Origin of the sequence: Nonomuraea sp. NPDC052265 (assembly GCF_044547985.1) — a bacterium.
GTDB lineage: Bacteria > Actinomycetota > Actinomycetes > Streptosporangiales > Streptosporangiaceae > Nonomuraea.
This window is the reverse complement of sequence record NZ_JBIUBJ010000021.1, coordinates 101,403-122,614: the sequence shown is the minus strand read 5'-3', so window position 1 is coordinate 122,614 and position 21,212 is coordinate 101,403. Positions and strand designations below refer to the sequence as shown.

At 72.9% G+C, this 21,212-nt stretch carries 10 protein-coding genes; 5 read left to right on the top strand and 5 right to left on the bottom strand.

The genetic code is table 11. From position 1 onward, the window contains the following. The first annotated feature begins 67 nt into the window (after positions 1-67). Both ACIHAD_RS39920 and ACIHAD_RS39915 read left to right on the top strand, forming a co-directional pair. Entirely contained in the window at positions 68-3,331 is a 3,264-nt protein-coding gene (locus tag ACIHAD_RS39920; protein WP_397359977.1) for a LamG-like jellyroll fold domain-containing protein, read from the top strand. Positions 3,332-3,350: 19 nt separating this feature from the next. Next, a complete protein-coding gene (locus tag ACIHAD_RS39915; RefSeq protein ID WP_397359976.1) occupies positions 3,351-9,587 on the top strand; it encodes an RHS repeat-associated core domain-containing protein in 6,237 nt (2,078 codons plus the stop codon). A gap of 63 nt (positions 9,588-9,650) precedes the next feature. Here ACIHAD_RS39915 and ACIHAD_RS39910 read toward each other — a convergent pair whose 3' ends face one another. The 4 genes from ACIHAD_RS39910 to ACIHAD_RS39895 are packed head-to-tail and all read right to left on the bottom strand — an operon-like array spanning position 9,651 to position 12,309. Beyond that, positions 9,651-10,448, bottom strand: coding sequence for an ABC transporter permease (locus ACIHAD_RS39910; protein WP_397359975.1), 798 nt, complete (start codon positions 10,446-10,448; stop codon positions 9,651-9,653). Further along, positions 10,445-11,404, bottom strand: coding sequence for an ABC transporter ATP-binding protein (locus tag ACIHAD_RS39905; protein ID WP_397359974.1), 960 nt, complete (start codon positions 11,402-11,404; stop codon positions 10,445-10,447). Before ACIHAD_RS39905 ends, ACIHAD_RS39910 begins: the two co-directional genes overlap by 4 nt. After that, positions 11,401-11,763, bottom strand: a complete 363-nt coding sequence (locus ACIHAD_RS39900; protein WP_397359973.1) for a hypothetical protein — start codon at positions 11,761-11,763, stop codon at positions 11,401-11,403. The genes ACIHAD_RS39905 and ACIHAD_RS39900 overlap by 4 nt, the downstream gene beginning before the upstream one ends. A 3-nt stretch (positions 11,764-11,766) precedes the next feature. Then, positions 11,767-12,309, bottom strand: a complete 543-nt coding sequence (locus ACIHAD_RS39895; protein WP_397359972.1) for a helix-turn-helix domain-containing protein — start codon at positions 12,307-12,309, stop codon at positions 11,767-11,769. 103 nt (positions 12,310-12,412) lie between these two features. On the opposite strand from ACIHAD_RS39895, the gene ACIHAD_RS39890 reads away from it, so the two are divergent. The 3 genes from ACIHAD_RS39890 (at position 12,413) to ACIHAD_RS39880 (ending at position 19,528) form a co-directional block, all read left to right on the top strand. Further along, positions 12,413-13,564: a sensor histidine kinase gene (locus ACIHAD_RS39890; protein WP_397359996.1), complete on the top strand. Its 1,152-nt coding sequence runs from the start codon at positions 12,413-12,415 to the stop codon at positions 13,562-13,564. Positions 13,565-13,674: 110 nt separating this feature from the next. After that, the gene (locus tag ACIHAD_RS39885) at positions 13,675-14,862 is read left to right on the top strand and encodes an ROK family protein (RefSeq protein WP_397359971.1); all 1,188 of its coding nucleotides are present in this window, start codon (positions 13,675-13,677) and stop codon (positions 14,860-14,862) included. Between the two features lie 208 nt (positions 14,863-15,070). Next, complete coding sequence (locus ACIHAD_RS39880) at positions 15,071-19,528, top strand: ThuA domain-containing protein (protein WP_397359970.1); 4,458 nt, start codon at positions 15,071-15,073, stop codon at positions 19,526-19,528. A 60-nt stretch (positions 19,529-19,588) separates the two neighbouring features. Here ACIHAD_RS39880 and ACIHAD_RS39875 read toward each other — a convergent pair whose 3' ends face one another. Continuing rightward, positions 19,589-21,142, bottom strand: coding sequence for a DUF5722 domain-containing protein (locus ACIHAD_RS39875; protein WP_397359969.1), 1,554 nt, complete (start codon positions 21,140-21,142; stop codon positions 19,589-19,591). Positions 21,143-21,212: the final 70 nt, after the last annotated feature.

The window sequence follows — 21,212 nt, the reverse complement described above, 5'->3', positions numbered from 1 at the left end:
GACAATCCGTTCGTCAATCGAAGATCGCCTGGTCCCGCGCGGACCTCTGGTCGACATGCGAGGACCGATGCGGGTTGTGCGTGGGCTGGTCGCGGCCGTCTTGGCGTTCACGATCCCGGCGGTGCCGCCCGCCGGCGCGGAGCCGCCGGAGGCAGGCGCGCCTCCGGCGGCGAGCGCGCCCCCCACGTCGGAGACGGCCGCGACCACGCTGGCCAGGCGTACCGGCAAGCCGGTCGAGATCGAGTCGATGCGCAGCGAGACCCGCCAGGTCTTCGCCCGCCCGGACGGCACCTTCGCCCTCGAACTGCACGCCCGCCCCGTCCGCGTCCGCCAGGCCACCGGCTGGGTGCCCGTGGACACCACGCTGCGCCTGCGCCCCGACGGCGCGGTGGAGCCGGTGGCCACGGCGGCCGGGCTGACCTTCTCCGGCGGGGGCGGCGGGCCGCTCGCCCGCCTGTCCCGCGGTGGCAAGGCCCTGGAGCTGGCCTGGCCGGGCACGCTGCCCAGGCCCACGCTCGACGGCGACACCGCCACCTACCCGGAGGTGCTGCCGGGCGTGGACCTGCGGGTCACCGCCGACGTGGACGGGTTCTCGCACGTCCTGGTGGTCAAGACGCGGGCCGCCGCGAGCGCGCTGCCCGACCTGGACTTCCCGCTGTCGGTCAGCGGCCTGTCGCTCACCTCCGACAAGGCGGGCAACCTGGAGGCGGTCGACCGCACCGGCGGCACGATCTTCATCGCGCCCACCCCCACGATGTGGGACTCGACGGGCGCCACGAGCCAGGCCGCGGTCAAGGAGGGCCGCGCGCCCGAGGCCCGCCAGGCCACGATGGGCGTCTCGCTCGAAGGCAGGAAGCTGCGGCTGCGGCCGGACCGCGCGATGATGAACGACCCGAAGACGCGGTACCCGGTGTTCCTGGACCCGTACTTCTCGGCCGCCCGGGGCGCCTGGACCGCCGTGTGGAGCAACTGGCCCAGCTCCAACTACCTCAACTCCAGCGACGTCGCCCGCGTCGGGCACGTCAACTCGCAGACCAACCGCTCGTTCTTCCAGATGAACACCGGCTCCACGATCCACGGCAAGCAGATCATCAAGGGCACGCTGCGGACGTACGAGACGTGGTCGTACTCGTGCAGCGCCCGCCAGGTCGAGGCGTGGTCCACCAACACGATCAGCAAGAGCACCACCTGGAGCAACCAGCCCAAGTGGGTCAAGAAACTCTCCACGGTGAACGTGGCCAAGGGCTGGGGCTCGGCCTGCCTGCCCGGCGGCGTCGAGTTCGACGTCACCTCGCAGGTCGCCGACGCCGCCGCCAACAAGTGGCCCAACATCACCGTCGGCCTCCGCGCCACCAGCGAGACCGACCAGTACGCCTGGAAGAAGTTCCGCAACAACCCGAGCCTGGTCATCGAGTACAACTCGCTGCCCGCCGACCCGGTGGCGGCCGACGCCTGGTCCGACCCGGGCGGCCCGTGCGTCTCCGGCGACGGCCGGCCGGTCATCAGCACGCCCACGCCCAAGCTCTGGGCCCGGCTCAAGGACGTCGACAACTCCGTCAGGGGCCGCTTCGAGTGGTACCGGGCCGACGGGACCAAGGCCGGGGAGTACCTGACCCCCGTGGGCTCGACCGGCACGGCCTTCTCCGCCCTCGTCCCGCAGAGCCTGTACGCCGACGGCTCGCTGGTCCGCTGGCGGGTCCGCGCCGAGGACGGCAAGGCCAACAGCGCGTGGAGCCCCTGGTGCGAGGCGACCGTGGACGCCACGGCCCCCGGCCGCGAGCCCGAGGTGTCCTCGGACCGGTTCGCCGAGAACGCCTGGAGCGACGGCGTCGGCCTGGCCGGCGGGTTCGCCTTCGCCCCCAACGGCGTCAGCGACGTCGCCGCCTACGTCTACGGCCTGGACACCACCCCCAAGACCGAGGTCCCGCCCGCCCAGGACGGCACGGCCGCGATCACGCTCACCCCGCGCCACGACGGCCCGAACGTCCTGTCGGTGCGCAGCAAGGACCGCGCCGGGCAACTCGGCCCGATCCGCACGTACGTCTTCAACGTCAACGCCGGACGGGGACCGGCCGGCCGCTGGCCCCTGGACGAGGGCCAGGGCGGCACCGCCGCCGACACCGCGGGAACCCACCCCGCCACCCTGTACGGCGCCACCTGGACCTCGGGCCGGACCGGCGGCGCGCTGAGGCTGGCCAACGCCTACGCCCAGACCGGCGGCCCGGTCGCCGACACCGGCCGCAACTTCGCCGTCACCGCCTGGGTCCGGCTCACCGGCACCGCCGCCTCCGCCACCGCCGTCACCCAGGAGGGCGGCAGGACCGGCGCGTTCTCCCTGCAGTACAGCAAGGCCGACAACCGCTGGGCGCTGGCCGTGACCAGCGCCGACACCGACGCCGCGACGACCGTGCGCGCGCTGTCGGCCGCCGCGCCCCGGCTGAACGAGTGGACCCACCTGACCGGGGTCTACGACTCGGCGGCGGGTCAGATCTCCCTCTACGTCAACGGCCGGCCGGAGTCCACGGTCGCCGTCCCCGCGCCGTGGAACGCCACCGGCCCGCTGACCATCGGCCGCGGCAGGGCCGGCGGCGCGGCGGCCGACCTGTGGCCCGGCGACGTGGACGACGTGCGGCTCTACGGCCGCGCCATGTTCGCCGACGAGGTCGCCGACCTGGTCAACAGCGCCGCCACGCTGGTCGGCCACTGGAAGCTGGACGAGGAGGGCGGGCTGTCGGCCGCCGACTCCTCGGGCCGCGCCACGCCCGCCACCCTGGCCGGCGCCGCCACCTGGACCGACGGCTGGCTGGACGGCGCCCTCGCCCTCGACGGCGCCACCGGCTACGCCCAGGCCGCCGCGCCCGCGGTCGCCACCGGCTCCGGGTTCACCGTCGCAGTCTGGACCCAGCTCGACTACCTGCCCGCCAAGGACACCGCCGCCGTCGCCCAGCCGGGCACCCGGGCGGCCGGGTTCCAGCTCGGCTTCGACAAGGAACAGGGGCGGTGGGCCCTGGGCATGGCCGCCGCCGACACCGACACCGCCGCCCTCGTCCGCACCCGCTCCGACGCCATCCCCGCCCCGCTGGAATGGACGCACGTCGCCGGCGTGTACGACGCCCTCGCCGGCGAGCTGCGCGTCTACGTCAACGGCCGCCTGTCGGCCACCACCGTCACCCCCCACGTGAGCACCTGGACCGCCACCGGCCCCCTGCAACTGGGCCGGACCAGGACCGCGGGCGTCTTCACCGGCTACTGGCCGGGGACCGTGGACGACGTCCGCACGTACGACGGCGTGCTCAGCGCCGAGCAGATAGCCCAGCTAGCAGCCCAGTAGCCCCTCCCTGGGAGAATCCGTGGACAGTGAGTTAGAGCTGCCAGAGTCCCGCTGGAATCGTTTTCAGCAGCCCGCCGAGGAACCCGACGCCCCCGACCCCCACTGGAACCGCTTCGAGGGCGCCAAGCCCGAGAGCGCCTGGCCGCGCAGGCTGGCGACCGTGCTCACGGTCGTGCTCCTGGCGCCCATGGCGTACGCGATGCCCGCCTCCGCCGCGCCCCGCAAGGCGCCCGCGGTGCAGAAGGAGACGCCGGTCAAGGGCGGCAAGGTGCCCGTCCTGCCGCCGCTCGCCGATCCCGCGGCCGAGCAGGCGTGGAAGGCCCCGCCCGCGGTCGCCTGGCCCACGCCGCGGACGGCCGAGCTGGGCGGCGGCGTCAGCACGCTGGCCGCCGGGTTCCCGGTGCGGCTGGCCCCCGCCGCCAAGGGCGTGGCCGCGGCCGAGGCCACCCCGGTCAAGGTCGAGCTGCTCAAGACCGACCTGCTCGGCGTCGCGATGCGCGTGTCGCCCGGCCAGGGCGTCGCGGCGGCCAAGGCGTCCGGGAAGACCCGCCTGGAGGTCGACTACTCCGGCTTCCGCTACGCCTTCGGCGGCGACTACGGCGCCCGGCTGCGCATGGTCAAGCTCGACGAGTGCGCGCTCGACGCCAAGGCCACCGCCTGCGCCGCGCCGCGGCCGGTCAAGAGCGACAACGACGCCAAGGCCGGCACGCTGACCGCCGAGGTCGAGACCACCGGCCTGTACGCCGTGACCGCCGCCGCCTCCGGCCCGTCGGGCGACCACGCCGCCACCTCCCTTGCCCCCTCGGCGAGCTGGAGCGTCGGCAACCAGTCCGGCGACTTCTCCTGGGCCTACGGCCTGCGCACGCCGCCCGCCCTGGGCGGCGACGAGCCCGACCTGTCGCTCGACTACTCCTCCCAGAGCGTGGACGGCCGTACCGTCTCCACCAACAACCAGCCGTCCTGGGTGGGGGAGGGCTTCGAGCTGAACCCCAGCGGCTACGTCGAACGCCGCTACAAGGCCTGCATGATCGACGGCAAGAAGACCGGCGACCTGTGCTGGGACCAGGACAACGCGACCCTGTCGCTCGGCAACTCCGCCGTCGAGCTGGTCAAGGACGCCACCACCAAGCAGTGGCGGCCCAAGCGCGACGACGGCACCCGCATCGAGTACCTCACCGGCGCCACGAACGGCGACAACAACGGCGAGTACTGGCGGGTCACGACCGCCGACGGCACCCAGTACAGCTTCGGCCTGAACCGCCTGCCCGGCTGGGCGACCGGCAAGCCGGAGACCAAGTCGGTGCAGACCGTGCCCGTGTTCGGCAACAACAGCGGCGAGCCGTGCTACTCCAGCACCCCGGCCAACGCCTGGTGCCAGCAGGCCTACCGGTGGAACCTCGACCACGCGGTCGACACCCACGGCAACGCCACCACGTACTGGTACGAGAACGAGAACAACTACTACGGCCGCAGCATGAAGCCCGAGCAGGGCACCGTGTACGTGCGCGGCGCGTACCTCACCCGCATCGACTACGGCTACCTGGGCAACGAGCTGTTCACCAAGTCCCCGGCCGCCCGGGTGGTCTTCGACGTGGCCGAGCGCTGCCTGCCCTCCGGCACCGTCACCTGCGCCGCCGACCAGCTCAAGAAGGAGACCGCGGCGTCCTGGCCGGACGTGCCGTTCGACCAGATCTGCGACGCCGGGGTCAAGTGCACCGACCGGCTGTCGCCGACGTTCTTCTCGCGCAAGCGCCTGGCCAAGGTCACCACGCAGGTCCTGAACGCCTCCGGCCAGTACAGCCCGGTGGACTCCTGGACGCTGACCCACCAGTTCCCCGCCACCGGCGACGGCCTGAGCCCGTCGTTGTGGCTGGCCGCGGTCCAGCAGAGCGGCCACGTGGGCGGCACCCTCACGATGCCGAAGATCACCTTCAGCGGCGTGCAGCTGCCCAACCGGGTGGACGCCAACGAGGGACGCGCGCCGCTGGTCAAGTGGCGGGTGCAGGGCGTGAACAACGAGACCGGCGGCGAGCTGCGGATCAACTACGCCGCGGCCGACTGCAAGCCCGGCGACGTGCCGGCCGCGGCCGACAAGAACAACCGGCTGTGCTTCCCGCAGCGCTGGGCGCCGCCCGACGAGGGCGAGGTCACCGACTGGTTCCACAAGTACGTCGTCACCCAGACCGTCGAGGTGGACCGCGTCGCCGGCTCGCCCAACGTGGTCACCGACTACGAGTACCTCGACGGCGGGGCCTGGCACTACGCCGACAACATCCTCGTCAAGCCCGAGCAGCGCACCTGGTCGGACTGGCGCGGGTTCGGCCGCGTACGGGTCCGTGAGGGCGACGGGCAGGACACCAGGCGCACGCTCACCGAGTTCAGGTACTTCCGCGGCATGCACGGCGACAAGCAGGCCGACGGCTCCAAGCGCACCGCGCAGGTCGTCGACACCGAGGGCGGCAAGCTGGACGACCTCGACCAGCTCTCCGGCTTCGAACGTGAGGAGATCCTCTACGACGGCGACGGCGGGACGGTGCTGACCGCGACCGCCGAGGAGCCGTGGTCGCTCAAGACCGCCGAGTCCACGCAGGGCGGCGTCACCAAGACCGCGTACGCGGTCGAGCCCAAGTCGATGGTGACCCGCACCGCGCTGGCGGGCGGCGCGTGGCGGCGTACCGGCGAGGAGCGCTCGTACGACGCCAAGGGCCTGCTCACCCAGGTGGAGGAGAAGGGCGACCTGGCCACCGCCGACGACGACCAGTGCACCCGCTACACCTACGCCCGCAACGACACCGCCTGGATGCTCGACTACACCAGCAGGATCCAGAAGGTCGCCGCGGGCTGCGGCACCGCCGTCTCGGCCCTGGCCGCCGGCGAGGTGATCTCCGACGAGCGGGTCCAGTACGACGACAAGGCCTACGGCCAGGCGCCCACCAAGGGCGACGTGACCACCGTCCAGCAGCTCGCCGCGGCCGACGGCTCGACGATCACCGACAGCACCCACACCTACGACGTCTACGGCCGCGAGACCAGCGAGACCGACCCGGTCGGGACGAAGTCCACCATCACCTACAGCCCGGCCACCGGCGCCCCGGCCACGGAGGTCGTCGAGACCAACCAGCTCGGCCACGTCGAGCGCACCCTCGTCGAGCCCGCCTGGGGCGAGCCCGTCGCCGAGATCGACGCCAACGGCCGGCGCGTCGACATGGAGCACGACGCGCTCGGCCGCCTGGTCAAGGTCTGGCAGCCGGACCGCAGCAAGGCCGCCGGCCAGTCGCCCAGCACCGAGTACGCCTACACCATGCGCACCGACGGCCCCAGCGTCGTCACCACCAAGACGCTGCGCGCCGACGGCGGCTACACCGTCAGCCACGAGCTGTACGACGGCCTGATGCGCGAGCGCCAGACCCAGGAACCCGCCCCCCGCGACGACCAGACGCAGGACCCTGAGCTGCGCGACGGACGCACGATCACCGACACCTTCTACAACTCGCTCGGCGAGGTGAGCAAGTCCAACACCGGCTACTTCACCACCGGCACGCCCGCCACCGAGCTGCTCGCGGTCGCCGACACCGACGTGCCCACCCAGGTCGTGTCGACCTTCGACGGCGCCGGCGAGGTCAACGCCCAGATCCTCAAGGCCAAGGGCGTGGAGAAGTACCGGGTCTCGGCCACCCAGCAGGGCGACCGCATCAACGTGACGCCGCCGGCCGGCGGCACCGCGACGACCCGCATCGGCGACGCCGACGACCGGCTCATCGAGCTGCGCCAGTACAAGGGCGCGACCCCGACGGGCGCGTACGAGTCCACCAAGTACACCTACGACCCCGCCGGACGCCTGTCCACGGTGACCGACTCCGCCGGCAACGTGTGGCGCCACCACTACGACGTGCGCGGCCGGGAGATCAAGACGGAGGACCCCGACAAGGGCGTCACCACGATGACGTACAACGACGCCGACGACCTGGTCAGCAGCACCGACGCGCGCGGCAAGACCCTCTGGTACGTCTACGACGACCTCGGACGCAAGAAGGAGCTGCGCGACGGCTCGGCCACCGGCACGCTGCTGGCCGAGTGGAAGTACGACGGGCTGGCCAAGGGCCACATGAACGCCACCATCCGGTACGCGGGCGGGCAGGCGTACAAGGCGGAGATCAACGCCATCGACTCCGACTACCGCACCCTGCGCGAGACCGTGACGGTCCCCGCGCGGGAGGGCAAGCTGGCCGGCTCGTACGTGCTCAACACCCGCTACACCCTGGACGACCAGGTGCAGTCGGTCAGCTTCCCGGCCGGGGGCGGGCTGGAGGCCGAGTCGGTGGTCTACTCCTACGACGAGCTCAGCCAGCCGACCAAGGTCACCGGGCTGTCGTCGTACGTGACCGCGACCCGCTACTCCAAGCTCGGCGAGACCCTGCAGTACGAGCTGGGCTCCGGCGGCAGGAAGACCTGGCTCACCTACACCCATGACGAGTCCACCCGCAGGCTGACCAGGATGCGGCTGGACCGGGAGGGCGCCGCAGCGACCGACCTCGACCTCAACTACGCCTACGACGCCGCCGGCAACATCACCAAGATCGCCGAAAAGGCGGGCGGCCGGGACACGCAGTGCTTCACCTACGACCACCTGCGCCGGATGACCTCGGCGTGGACGGCCACCGACGACTGCGCGAGCGGCACGCCTAGCTCGGACAAGATCGGCGGCGTGGCCCCGTACGCGGTCAACTACGCCTACGACTCCACCGGCAACCGGGTCAAGGAGACCAAGCCCGCCTGGGGCGGCGCGCCCGAGACCGTGCGCACCTCGGTCTACCCGGCGGCCGGCGGCAAGCAGCCGCACGCGGTGCAGAGCATCGGCGCTGACCTGTTCACCTACGACGAGGCCGGCAACACCACCCGACGCAAGGTCGGCACCTCCGACCAGACCCTCGTCTGGGACGCCGAAGGCAACCTGGAATCGGTCACCGAGGCCGGCAAGACGACGTCGTTCCTCTACGACGCCGACGGCGACCGCCTGCTGCGCAAGACCCCCACGGACGCCACCCTGTACGTGGACGACATGGAACTGCGCTTCGACTTCGCCAAGGACGCGGTCGAGCAGACCCGCTACTACACGATCAACGGCGAGCCGATCGCGGTCCGCACGCCCGACAACCAGGTCTACTTCCTGGCCGCCGACCACCAGGGAACCGCGCAGGCCGCGGTGAACGGCGGCACCGGGGAGCTGGCCGTACGGCGGATGACGCCGTTCGGCGAGGACCGGGGGTCGCCGCCGCCCTGGTGGCCGGGGCAGCGGTCCTTCGTCGGCGGGACCAAGGATCCGACGACCGGGCTCGTCCACCTGGGCGCCCGCGAGTACGACCCGAAGAACGGCCGCTTCCTGTCGGTCGACCCCATCATCGAGGAGGAGGACCCCCAGCAGCTCAACGCCTACGCCTACGCCAACAACAGCCCCGTCAGCATGAGCGACCCGGACGGCCAGCTGTTCTGGATCGCGGTCGGCATCGCGGCCCGGATCGCGGCGCGGATCATCGCCAGGAAGCTGGCGCAGGCGGCGGCCCGGCGGGCGGCGCTCGCGGCGGCGCGGGCGGCGGCACGGCGCGCGGCCATCGCGGCGGCCAAGCGGCGGGCGGCGGCGCTGGCCAGGAAGAAGGCGCTGGAGGCGGCCAAGAAGAAGGCCGCGGCGGCGGCCAAGCGCAAGGCGCTGGCCGCGGCCAGGAAGAAGGCGGCGGAGAAAGCCAGGAAGGCGGCCGCCGCGGCGGCCAAGAGACGGGCCGCCGCGGCGGCCAGGAGAGAGGCACGCAGGAAGGCCGCCGAGGCGGCGGCCAAGCGCCGGGCCACGCAGGCGGCCAGGGCGCGCAACCGGTACCGGGCGGCCCAGGCCAGGCGCGCCCAGGCCGCACGGCGACCGGCGCACCGGCCGACCAGCCACAGGGCGGTCCAACGGCAGTCGCCGCCCAAGGCCAGCAGGCAGCCGGCGCAGCCGAGACCGAGCCAGGTCTACCGCAATGACGGCACCACGCAGCCGACCCAGTCCTACACCGTCTACCGCGACGGCAGGATGTACCCGGACGGGCCGCCGCCACCCAGCCTGACCAGGCCCCAAGGCTCCGGACAGGCTGAGAAGCAGATCTTCAAACCGGAGAAGATCGAGCCGGAGAACACCCGGACGGGCACGATCGCCGAGACCGGCGCCCGTGTCACCCGCTGGATCGACCAGAGCGGCCTGGACGACTTCCTCGGCGGCCTGTTCTGATCCCCGGCCCTGGGCGCGCGGACCACACCCGGCCCTCGCGCCCAGGGCTCACCCGGCCACCGGTCAGGCCACGTCCCGGCGCAGCGGCCTCAGGACGGCGACCGCGCTCGCCAGCGCCGCGTACGCCAGCAGCACCAGCGCCCCGGCGGCCGGTGACAACAACCGGACCGGGTCGCTGGACAACTGCGCGGCCAGCGCGTCGGCCACGGCGGTGAAGTCGGTCAGCGCCGAGGTCGCGCCGCCGGGCAGCCACGGGTACAGCTCCCGCACGCCGGGGATCATGATCAGCGCCAGCTCGCCGCCGTACAGGTAGCCGATCACCACGCACAACGCCGCGACCTGGTTGCGGATCAGCGCGCCCACGCCCACGCCGAGCACCACGTAGACCGCCATCGCCACGCCCAGCCGGGCCAGCAGCGCGACGATCGTCCCGGCGGGCAGCCCCAGCTCGACGCCGCGGGCCGCGGCCACGCCGAACAGCGCCGCGCCGGCCGTGGCGGCCAGGACCAGCCCGTACGCCAGGCCCGCCACGGCGTAGGCGACGAGCTTGGCCACCAGCACCCGCCAGCGGTCCGGCGCGAACAGGAACGTGAAGTTCACCGTGCGGTGCCGGTACTCCGACGTCACGGCGAGCGTCCCGACGGCGGCCGGCACGAAGGCCGTGAACCCCAGGAACCCCAGGACGGCCCGCACCCCCGCCTCGGTGTCCAGCCCCGGCATCGGCGGCTCGAAGTTCTCCGGCCCGAGCAGGGCCAGCAGCCCGATCAGACCGCCGCCGAGCAGCACGGCCACCAGCGGCATGCCCCACCACATCCGCGTGGCCAGCAGCCGCCGGAACTCGGCCCGGACGAAACCCCTCACGCGCCCGCCCTCTCGCTCACGCCCGCCCGCTGCCGCGCGCCGGCCTCCTGACTCGCGCCCGTTCGCTCCCGTGTCCCCTCGCCGGTGAGGCCGAGGAAGAGCCGTTCCAGGGTCGGGCGTTCGGTGGCCAGACCGTGGACCGGCAGGCCGTGGGCCGCGGCCAGGGTGGCGACCCGCGCCGGGTCGAGGCCGCGGACCCGCAGGTCATCCGGGCCGGCCATCTCCACCAGCCCGGCCTCGCACGCCAGGACCGCGCGCAGGGCGGCGGCGTCGGGGGTGCGCACCAGCACGTCCGGCTCGGCGCCGCACAACTCGCGCAGGCGGCCGGCGGCCAGCAGCCGCCCCCGCCCGATGACCACCACGTCGTCGGCGACCTGCTCCACCTCGGCCAGCACGTGACTGGAGACCAGGACCGCACGGCCCTCGGCGGCCATGCCGCGCAGGAACGAGCGCAGCCACGCCGCCCCCTCGGGGTCCAGGCCGTTGCCCGGCTCGTCCAGCAGCAGCACGCGCGGGTCGCCGAGCAGGGCGGTGGCCAGGTTGAGCCGCTGCCGCATCCCGGTGGACAGGGCGCCGGTCGCCCGCCCGGCGGCCCCCGCCAGGCCCACCAGGCCCAGCAGGTCGCCGACCCGGCGATCGGGATGGGCGCCCATCGCGGCGTAGATCCGCAGGTGATCCCTGACCGAATGCCGGGGATGGAAGGAGGCGGCGTCGAACGTCGCGCCCACCACGGTGGTCGGGCGCGGGAGGTCCCGGTAGCGCCGCCCGCCGATCGTCACGCCGCCGCGGGTGGGGGTGACGTGGCCGACCATCATGCGCATCGTCGTGGTCTTCCCGGCGCCGTTGAGGCCGAGGAACGCGGTGACCGCCCCCGGCCGGACCGTGAAGCTGAGGTCGTCGACGGCGGTCAGCTCGCCGTACCGCTTGGTCAGGCCGCTGACCTCGACTCCGGTCACGCGACCACGGCCCGTACGGCGGCGGCGACCCGTCCGGCGTCGGGGACCGAGACGACCACCTCGTCGAACTCCCCGCCGGACGCGGCGCGGTCCAGCAGCAGGTGCACCGCCGGCGCGTCGCGGGTGACCGACACGAGCTGCCGCCGCCCCCCGAACAGGCCCCACACGCCGATCTTGACGTGGCCCGCCACGCTCAGCCCCTTCCGGGCGCCGCGCGGGACGCGCAACGGCTCCCCGGCGACCCGCACCTCCCGCACGGACGCGAGCGGGAACGCGTACCGGCCGTGACCGGTGAGGAACCGCTCCCACGGGCCGAAGGCGATCGTGACCAGACCCTCGTTGACGTTTACCGTTGCCACAGCTCAGCCTTCCTTCAGGGGGAGCAGGACCGTCGCCAGCATGCGCGGCGTACGCCCCCCTCCCGGCTCGTTCGCCAGCAGGGGCCGCACCAGCTCGGCGAACCCCTGGGCGAAGGCGACGAACTCCTCGTCGTCCAGGTGCAGCACCAGCTGTTGGTAGCCGGCGCCGTCGGCGGCCAGATCGACGCGTTCCCGGTCGAGATAGCGCGAGAACTCCGACAGCAGGCTCCCGGCGAACGCGGTGAACCACCGCGCGTGGTCCTCCGCCGACGCCCCCGCCAGCGCCTCGGGGGACGGCGTCAGGCCGCCCTCGGGCACCGCGTACACCCGTTCGGTCGCTCCGCCGACCTTGTGCTCCTCGACCACTTCCAGCATCCCGCCCTTGGCCAGCGTCGCGATCTGCCGGTAGAGCGTGGCCTGCGGCACGTCGGGCAGCAGGCCCGCCAGGTCGGAGGCCGTACGGCGGCCCCCGGCGACGGCGCGCAGGATGCGGATGCGCACGGGATGCAGCGCCAGTTCGGCCCAGCGCTCTGTCGAGGTCGTCACGCTTCAGACGTTATCACTATCGAGAATGAGAATGACACCTCTGTGGCATTTCTGCATGTCACAGCCCTGGTGGGGGTAGGTGCCGCCTGAGGAGGACCCGGTGATGGGAGCGACGGTCGACTATCGGGCGGCATTCGAGGCACTGCCGTGTCCCTGCATGGTGCTCACGCGCGGCCAGGTCGTGCTCGCCGTCAACGACGCCTACCTGCGGATGACCGGCCAGGACCGGGCGGAGGTCGTCGGCCGCGCCCTGCTGGACGGGGCCCCGGTCCTCGCCGACCTGAGCGCGTCCGGGGCGGCGAAGGTGCGCGCGTCGCTGGAGCGGGTGGCCGGCACCGGCGTCGGCGACGTCGTGCCGCTGCTGCGGGACGACTGGGACCCGCACGACGAGCGCCACTGGCGCCTGACGAACGCCCCGGTGCTCGACCCGTCGGGGGAGGCGAAGGAGATCGTCGTCGTGTTCGGGGACGTCACCGGCTCGCTCGAAGCCCGGCGCGCCGCCCCGGCCCGCACCGACGGCCGGGTCTCCGGCCCGCTGAAGCCGAACGCGCTGCTCCACCAGGCCTACCGCCAGGAGCAGCAGAAGGTCTCGATGCTGCACGAGACGATCGAGCACCAGCAGCGGTTCGTCTTCGACGCCGCCCACGACCTGCGCAACCCGATCACGGGCCTGCTGACCGAGCTGGAGGAGGCGCTGTCCGACCCCGGCGCCGACCTCCGCCGGACCCTGCACAGCCTGCACCGGGACGCCGAGCGGCTCAACGACATCGTCGGCGACCTGCTCGCCCTGGCCCGCCTCTACACGGCCCCGCCGCCCGGCGCCGACCTCGTCGACCTCGGCCGCCTGGTCGTGGAGGAACTGGACGCCCATCCGCCGAGCGCGTCCGTCATCACCCGGCTGGAGGAGAACGTGGTGGTCCGCGCCTCGCGGGTGCGGCTGGCCCGGCTGCTGTCCAACCTGGTGGCCAACGCCGAGCGCCACACCACCAGCAGGATCGAGTTCGTGGTCGCCGCCGCGCCGCCGTACGCCGTCCTGGAGGTCATCGACGACGGGCCCGGCATCCCGCCCGAGGAGCGGGAGCGGATCTTCCACCGGCTGTACCGCCAGGACCAGGCGCGCTCGCTGGACGCCGGCGGCTCCGGCTTCGGCCTGCCCATCGCCCGCGAGATCGCCCACGCCTACGGGGGCGACCTCTTCGTGGCCGACCATCCGGGCGGTGCCCGCTTCGTCCTGAGGCTCCCGCTGGCGACGTGACCGCCCGAGTCTGAGGGCTTATGCCGACGCTCAGTCGTAAGTCGTGCTCCGGTCGTCGAAGATAGACTTGGGGTCCTCTGAAGTGGCTGCCGTCATCGGCGGAGAGGCTGGTGTTGACTCTGGACACGCTCAACGGCGCGACGGCGGGGGCCGGCGCGCTGCTCTCCCTGCTGCGGGAAGGGCCGCCGCGCACCCGGACCGAGCTGGTCCAGCTCACCGGCCTGGCCCGGTCCACCGTGTCCCTGCGCCTCGACGCGCTGCTCCGGCACCGCTGGGTGCTGCCCGCCGACGACGCCGTCTCCTCGGGCGGGCGGCCCGCGGCCATGTTCGCCTTCAACCGCACCGCGCGGCTCGTGCTCGCCGCCGACCTGGGCGTCATGCACGAGCGGGTCGCGATCACCGATCTCGGCGGCACGGTGCTGGCCGAGCGGACCGCCGACGCGCCGATCGACCGGGGCCCGGAGGCGACGCTCGGGCGGCTCGCGCGGACGTTCACCGACCTGCTCGACGAGAGCGGGCGCGACCTGGCCGACGTGTGCGGCGCGGGCATCGGCCTGCCGGGCCCGGTCGAGTACTCGACGGGACGCCCGGTCAACCCGCCGCTCATGCCCGGATGGGACCGCTTCCCGGTGCCGGAGTGGCTGGGGGAGCGGCTGGGCGTGCCGGTCCTCGTGGACAACGACGTCAACATCATGGCGCTCGGCGAGCACCGCGCCGGGCGGCAGGAGACCGGCCAGCTCGTCTTCGTCAAGATCGGCACGGGCATCGGCTGCGGTGTGATCTCCGACGGCCGCCTCCACCGGGGCGCCCAGGGCGCGGCCGGCGACATCGGGCACATCCGCGTGGCCACCGCCGACGACGACGTGCTGTGCCACTGCGGCAACGTGGGCTGCCTGGAGGCCCTGGCGGGCGGGGCCGCGCTGGCCGCCCGGATCTCGGCGACGGGCGTGCCCGCCGCCGGCGGCCGGGACGTCGTCACGCTGCTGCGTGCCGGCAACCGCGACGCCGCCCAGCTCGTCCGCCAGGCCGGGCGCGAGATCGGCGACGTGCTGGCCACGATCGTGAACTTCTTCAACCCGGCCGCGATCGTGATCGGCGGCGACCTGGCCGACGCCGGTGAGCACCTGCTCGCGGGCGTCCGCGAGGCCATCTACAAGCGCTCGCTCCCGCTGGCCACGCAGCACCTGCGCATCCAGGTCAGCGAGCTGGGCGACCGGGCGGGCGTCATCGGGGCGGCCGTCATGGTGCTGGAGCATGTCCTGGCCCCGGAGGCGGTGGACAGCGCCCTCGCCGGCTGACGTCCGCCGCGAAAGCCCGCCCTGCCGCGCAGGGCGGGCTTTCGTCGTTCCGGGCCAGGGCGTTCACCAGTTACGTCTAGGACTTAACGGACTTTCGTTGACAATCATCAAAAGCCAGATCTAATGTCCCGATCTACGAAGGTTCTTCGATCGTCCGCCAATGGAACCCTCCTTCCCGGTCCACCCCCACGGAAAGGGAACCTCCGCGATGCCCCCCAGCAGATCCACCCGTGCCTCCCGATGGACGGCGCGGGCCGGCGCCCTGCTCCTGGCCATGTCGGGCACCGTCGTGCTCACCGTGGCCGCCCCGCCCGCCCGGGCCCACGCCGCCATCGACCCCGCCGACTACCAGCGTGTCGAGCTGGCCAAGGGCGTCGCCGAGATGGGCGAGCCGATGACCATGGCGGTGCTGCCCGACCTGTCGGTGCTGCACACCGCCCGCGACGGGACGCTGCGCCGTACCGACGCGCGGGGACAGACCGCCGTGGTCGGCGCGCTGCCCGTCTACACCCACGACGAGGAGGGCCTGCAGGGCGTCGCCGTGGACCCCGGCTTCGCCACCAACCGGACCATCTACCTCTACTACGCCCCCCGCCTGAGCACGCCGTCGGGTGACGCGCCCGCGACCGGTACGGACTGGTCGGCCTGGCAGGGCGTCAACCGCCTGGCCAGGTTCACCGTCAAGCCCGACTGGACGCTCGACATGGCCTCGCAGCGGACCGTGCTCGACGTGGCCGCCGACCGCGGCATGTGCTGCCACGTCGGCGGCGACATGGACTTCGACGCCCAGGGCAACCTCTACCTGTCCACCGGCGACGACTCCAACCCCTTCGACTCGGCCGGGTACGCCCCCATCGACGAGCGGCCCGACCGCAACCCCGTCTACGACGCCCAGCGCAGCGCCGGCAACACCAACGACCTGCGCGGCAAGATCCTGCGCATCAAGGTCGACCCGGCGGACGGCACGTACACGATCCCCGCGGGCAACCTCTTCCCGCCGGGCACCGCGAAGACCAGGCCCGAGATCTACGCCATGGGCTTCCGCAACCCGTTCAGGATGACCGTGGACAAGGCCACCGGCGTCGTCCACGTCGGCGACTACGGCCCCGACGCCGGCAGCACCGACCCCGGCCGAGGGCCCGGCGGCCAGGTCGAGTTCGACCGCGTCACCGGCCCCGGCAACTACGGCTGGCCGTACTGCACCGGGACCAACACCCTGGCCGAGACCTACAACGAGTACACCTTCCCCTCGGGGCCCGCCGGCCAGAAGTACGACTGCGCCGCGGGCGGCCCGGCCAACAATTCGCCGCGCAACACCGGCCTGGCCGAACTCCCGCCCGCCAAGCCCGCCTGGATCAGGTACGGCGGCGACGCCGGCTCGCCGCCCGAGTTCGGCAGCGGCTCGGAGTCGCCGATGGGCGGCCCCGTCTACCGCTACGACGCCGCCCTGAACTCCGCCGTCAAGTTCCCCCAGGACCTCGACGGGCACTTCTTCGCCGGCGAGTTCGGCCGCAAGTGGATCAAGGCGATCGACGTGGCCGCCGACGGCGCCCGCGGCGAGATCGCCGCCTTCCCCTGGACCGGCACGCAGGTGATGGACCTGGCGTTCGGGCCCGACGGCGCGCTCTACGTCCTCGACTACGGCTCCGGCTACTTCGGCGGCGACGCCAACTCCGCCCTCTACCGCGTCGAGTACATCAAGGACAGGAACCGCTCTCCGGTCGCGGTCGCCAAGGCCGACAGGACGTCCGGGAAACTCCCGCTCACCGTGGCCTTCTCCAGCGCCGGCTCCGCCGACCCCGAGGGCGGCGCGCTCACCTACGCCTGGGACTTCGGCGACGGCACCACCTCCACCGCCCCGAACCCCACCAAGACCTACACCGCCGAGGGACAGTTCTCCGCCACGCTCACCGTGCGCGACCCCCAGGGCAACTCCGGCACGGCCGGCGTGGTCATCACCGCCGGCAACACCGCCCCCACCGTGACCATCGGCACGCCCGCCCCCGGGACGCCGTTCACCTGGGGCGACACCGTGCCCTTCACGATCGGGGTGACCGACCCCGAGGACACCGCGGTCGACTGCGCCAAGGTCAGGATGACGTACGTGCTCGGCCACGACAGCCACGGCCACCAGATCACCTCCAAGAACGGCTGCGCGGGCGAGCTGACGATCCCGGTCGACGGCGAGCACGACGACGCGGCCAACATCTTCGCCGTCTTCGACGCCGAGTACACCGACCAGGGCGGCCTGACCACCCATACCCAGCACGTCCTGCAGCCGCGCCACCGCCAGGCCGAGCACTACACGACGATGTCCGGCGTCTCGCAGATCTCCAAGGCGGCCGCGCACGGCGGCAGGACGGTCGGCGACGTGCACAACGGCGACTGGATCGCCTTCAAGCCCTACCGGCTCGACGACGCCAGGACGTTCCGGGCGCGGGTCTCCTCGGGCGGCGTCGGCGGTTCCGTCGAGGTGCGCGCCGGCTCGCCGACCGGGCCCCTGCTCGGCAAGGCGGCCGTCCCGGTGACGGGCGGCTGGGAGACCTTCACCGACGTGCAGGCCCCGCTGGCCGGCGCGACGGCCGAGAGCACCACGCTCTACCTGGTCTTCACCGGGGGCGCCGGGGCGCTGTTCGACCTCGACGACTTCACCCTGGCCAAGGAGGCGATGGCCACCGGCCCGATCCGCGCCGCCGACGGCAGATGCGTGGACGTCGCCGGCGCCGCCACCGCCGACGGCACCAAGGTCCAGCTCTACTCCTGCAACGGTACGAACGCCCAGAACTGGATCATCGACGGCCAGACCGTCAAGGCGCTCGGCAAGTGCCTGGACGTGGCCGGCGCCAACAGCGCCGACGGCACAAAGGTGCAGATCTGGACCTGCAACGACACCGGCGCGCAGAAGTGGACCGCCGAGGGCGGCGCGCTGAAGGCGCTCGGCAAGTGCCTCGACGCCACCGACCCGGCCCAGCTCGTCATCCGGACGTGCAACGGCGGTACCGCGCAGAAGTTCACCACCGCCACCCCCTCCGCCGGCGGCCCCGCCGTCCTGGTCTTCTCCCGTACGGCGGGGTTCCGGCACGACTCGATCGCGGCGGGCGTCCAGGCGATCAGGGACCTCGGGTTCGGCGTGACCGCGACCGAGGACCCGGCCGCGTTCACCGCGGCGAACCTGGCCGCGTACAAGGCGGTCGTCTTCCTCAACACCACCGGCGACGTGCTCGACGCCACGCAGCAGGCCGCGTTCGAGGCGTACGTCAAGGCGGGCGGCGGCTACGCCGGCATCCACGCGGCGGCCGACACCGAGTACGACTGGCCCTGGTACGGCGGCCTCGTCGGCGCCTGGTTCGCCGCCCACCCGGCGGTGCAGAAGGCGACGGTCAAGGTCGAGGACCGGGCGCACCCGGCGACCGCCCACCTGGACGCCTCCTGGCCGCGGACCGACGAGTGGTACGACTACCGGACCAACGCCAGGACCGGCGCCCACGTGCTGGCGACCCTGGACGAGTCGACGTACTCGGGCGGCACGATGGGCGCCGACCATCCGATCGCCTGGTGCAAGCCGTACGACGGGGGACGGTCCTTCTACACCGGCGGCGGGCACACCGCGGAGTCCTTCGCCGAGCCCGCCTTCCGGCAGCACCTGCGCGGCGGCCTCGCCTACGCCACGGGCCAGGCCAAGGCCGACTGCCGCCCCGAGACCGGCTACACCACCCTCTACAACGGCTCGACCACGGGCTGGGAACAGGCCGGGCCGGGCGGGTTCGCCAACGCCGGCGGCACGCTGACCTCGCAGGGCGGCATGGGCCTGTTCTGGTACAAGGCGAAGGAGTACACCACCTCCTACTCGCTCAAGCTCGACTGGAGGCCGGCCGGCGACGACAACTCCGGCGTCTTCGTCGGCTTCCCGCCCTCGACCGACCCGTCCTCGGCGGTGAACAACGGCTACGAGATCCAGATCGACGCCACCGACACCCCGGACAGGACCACCGGCTCGGTCTACGGCTTCAAGGCCGCCGACACCGCCGCCCGCGACGCCGCGCTGAACCCGCCGGGACAGTGGAACACCTACGAGATCCGGGTCGAGGGCGAACGCCTCCAGGTCTTCCTCAACGGCGTGAAGATCAACGACTTCACCAACACCGACCCGGCCCGCTCGCTGAAGAACGGGCACATCGGCCTCCAGAACCACGGCGACGGCGACGAGGTGTCCTTCCGCAACGTCCGGATCAAGGAGCTCGGCCCGCCCACCGGGGACTCCGTCGTCCAGGCGGAGACCTGGACGCAGGCGTCCGGCGTGGCCACCTACCCGCACACCCCCGCGCACGGCGGCACCGTGCTCGGCTACGTCGACCCGGGCGACTGGGCGGCCTACGACGTGGACCTCACCGGGGTCACCGCGCTCAGGGCCCGGGTCGCCTCGCCGGGGCCGTCGGGCGGCTTCGAGGTCCGTACCGGCTCGCCGACCGGGCCGGTGCTCGGCGCCGTCACCGTGCCGAACACCGGGGGCTGGGAGTCCTACGCCGACGTCTCCACGGAGCTGACGGGCGTCCCGTCCGGCGCGGCCCGGCTGTACCTGGTGTTCACCGGCGCGAACTTCGACGTCGACGACGTCACCCTGGTCCGCGGCTCGGGCCGGACGGCGGCCAGGCGGGCCGCCGGGTAGCCGCCGGGCCGGTGGCCGCCACGCGGACGGCCACCGGCCCGGCGGCCGTGGGAGGGCGGGTCAGGTCAACGCGTAGCCGAGGACCTGCTCGTGGATCAGGCCCTCGCAGCCCGCCTGGTCCGTGACGAGGTGGTCGCCGCTCGCGGCGCGGCACCGGTGCAGCGCGACCGACCCGGGCACCTGGCTGGTGTAGACGTGACCGACCGGGCCCATCGGGAACTGCCCCTCGCAGCCCGGGTCGCGGGTGAGCATGGTGTGCGCGCCTACCTTGCACTCGTACAGGGGCACGGTGCCGGCCGCCTGGTTGCGCAGCAGCTTCCAGACGCGTTCCTGGGTGAAGCCGGGCGGCAGCAGCCGGGAGCTGGCCACGTGCCCCTTGCTCGCCTGGTAGCCGCGCCGGAGCTGGGTGTGGGGAAGCAGTTCGAAGCCGCACGACAACTGCGGGGGCGACAGGTCGTTCCGGTTGGCCAGCGCCCACGTCGCCCACGCCGGTTTGGCCGAGCCGTCGGTACGGCGCAGTCCCACGCCGAGGCCGGCAGCCGTCTCGTCCGGGTGGTCGCTCATGCGGTGCCAGACGTAGCTCTCGATGCCCGGGGTGCCCAGGACGTTGCGGAAGGAGTTGCACAACTGCGACGCCTGCGCGGCCTCCGACGAGGGCGACAGCGAGTTCACGCCGCTCTCGGTGAGCTGCACCTGCCAGGCCGACGGCGTGTTCGGGAACTGCTGGCGCAGCCAGCCGACCAGCACGCCGATGTTGCCGTAGGTGACCCGGGGGAAGTCGTCGGCGGAGAACTGGGGCGCCAGCAGGTTCGGCGGGTAGGGGTGGTAGGCGACCCGCCAGGCCCGGCTGCCGGCCCGCGCGGCCAGGCCCTTGAGCACGGTCATGCCCGACAACATCGCGTCGGAGGCGGCCGGCTGGTCGTACGCGGTGCCGAAGTGGTGGTCGAGCGAGGTGAGCACCTTCGCGGTGGGCTGCTGGGCCATGACCGCGTCGTAGGCGGCGTTGTAGTTCGCGGCGATCGCGTCCAGCCAGGCGGTCGTGCCGCACGCCGTGCCCTGGCCGCAGCCGATGTCGAACCAGGTGTTGCTGTTGACCTCGTTCATGACGACGAAGTCGGCGATGCGGCCGTTGCCGTGCTGCCCGTCGTAGCGCTGGGCCAGCATGCCGGCGAAGCGGCCGTAGTCGGCGGGGTCGTCGGGGACGCAGAACTTCTCGAACCCCGGGGCGGCGGGCGTGCAGGGACGGGCGCCCCGGGCCCAGGCCGGGGTGCCGTAGACGACGGCGGTGACGACCAGACCGCGGGCGGTCCAGTCCTTGATGGCGGCGTCGACGGCGGAGTTCACGGTGAAGCAGTGGCCGCCGAACTCCTGCGCGCCCGCCGCGCACGGCGGCGCCTTCACGCCGGGCTCCCACTCGGCCCAGATGAGGTTCATGGCGACGCCGCCGGCGTTGTTGCCGGCGATCTCGTTCTTGTCGGGCCAGAAGTCCGGTTGCAGGCCCTTGATGCGGTAGTCGGACCTGACCGGGTACGGCAGAGCGGCGGCGGCGGCGACGGCCGGCGCCGCGGGGAGGAGAAGGAACAGGACGGCGGCGAGACGGGCAACCCAACGCATGGAACCTCCTGAATTTAAACGTCTCAACAATGAGGCTCAGAAGGCGGTCAGGCAAGACCCGATTTCCTGC

What these genes read in the sequence shown, in the direction of transcription:
- ACIHAD_RS39880 (WP_397359970.1), top strand. Translation starts at nt 15,071, where the DNA reads ATGCCCCCCAGCAGATCCACCCGTGCCTCCCGATGGACGGCGCGGGCC.
- ACIHAD_RS39875 (WP_397359969.1), bottom strand. Translation starts at nt 21,142, where the DNA reads ATGCGTTGGGTTGCCCGTCTCGCCGCCGTCCTGTTCCTTCTCCTCCCC.
- ACIHAD_RS39890 (WP_397359996.1), top strand. Translation starts at nt 12,413, where the DNA reads ATGGGAGCGACGGTCGACTATCGGGCGGCATTCGAGGCACTGCCGTGT.
- ACIHAD_RS39920 (WP_397359977.1), top strand. Translation starts at nt 68, where the DNA reads ATGCGGGTTGTGCGTGGGCTGGTCGCGGCCGTCTTGGCGTTCACGATC.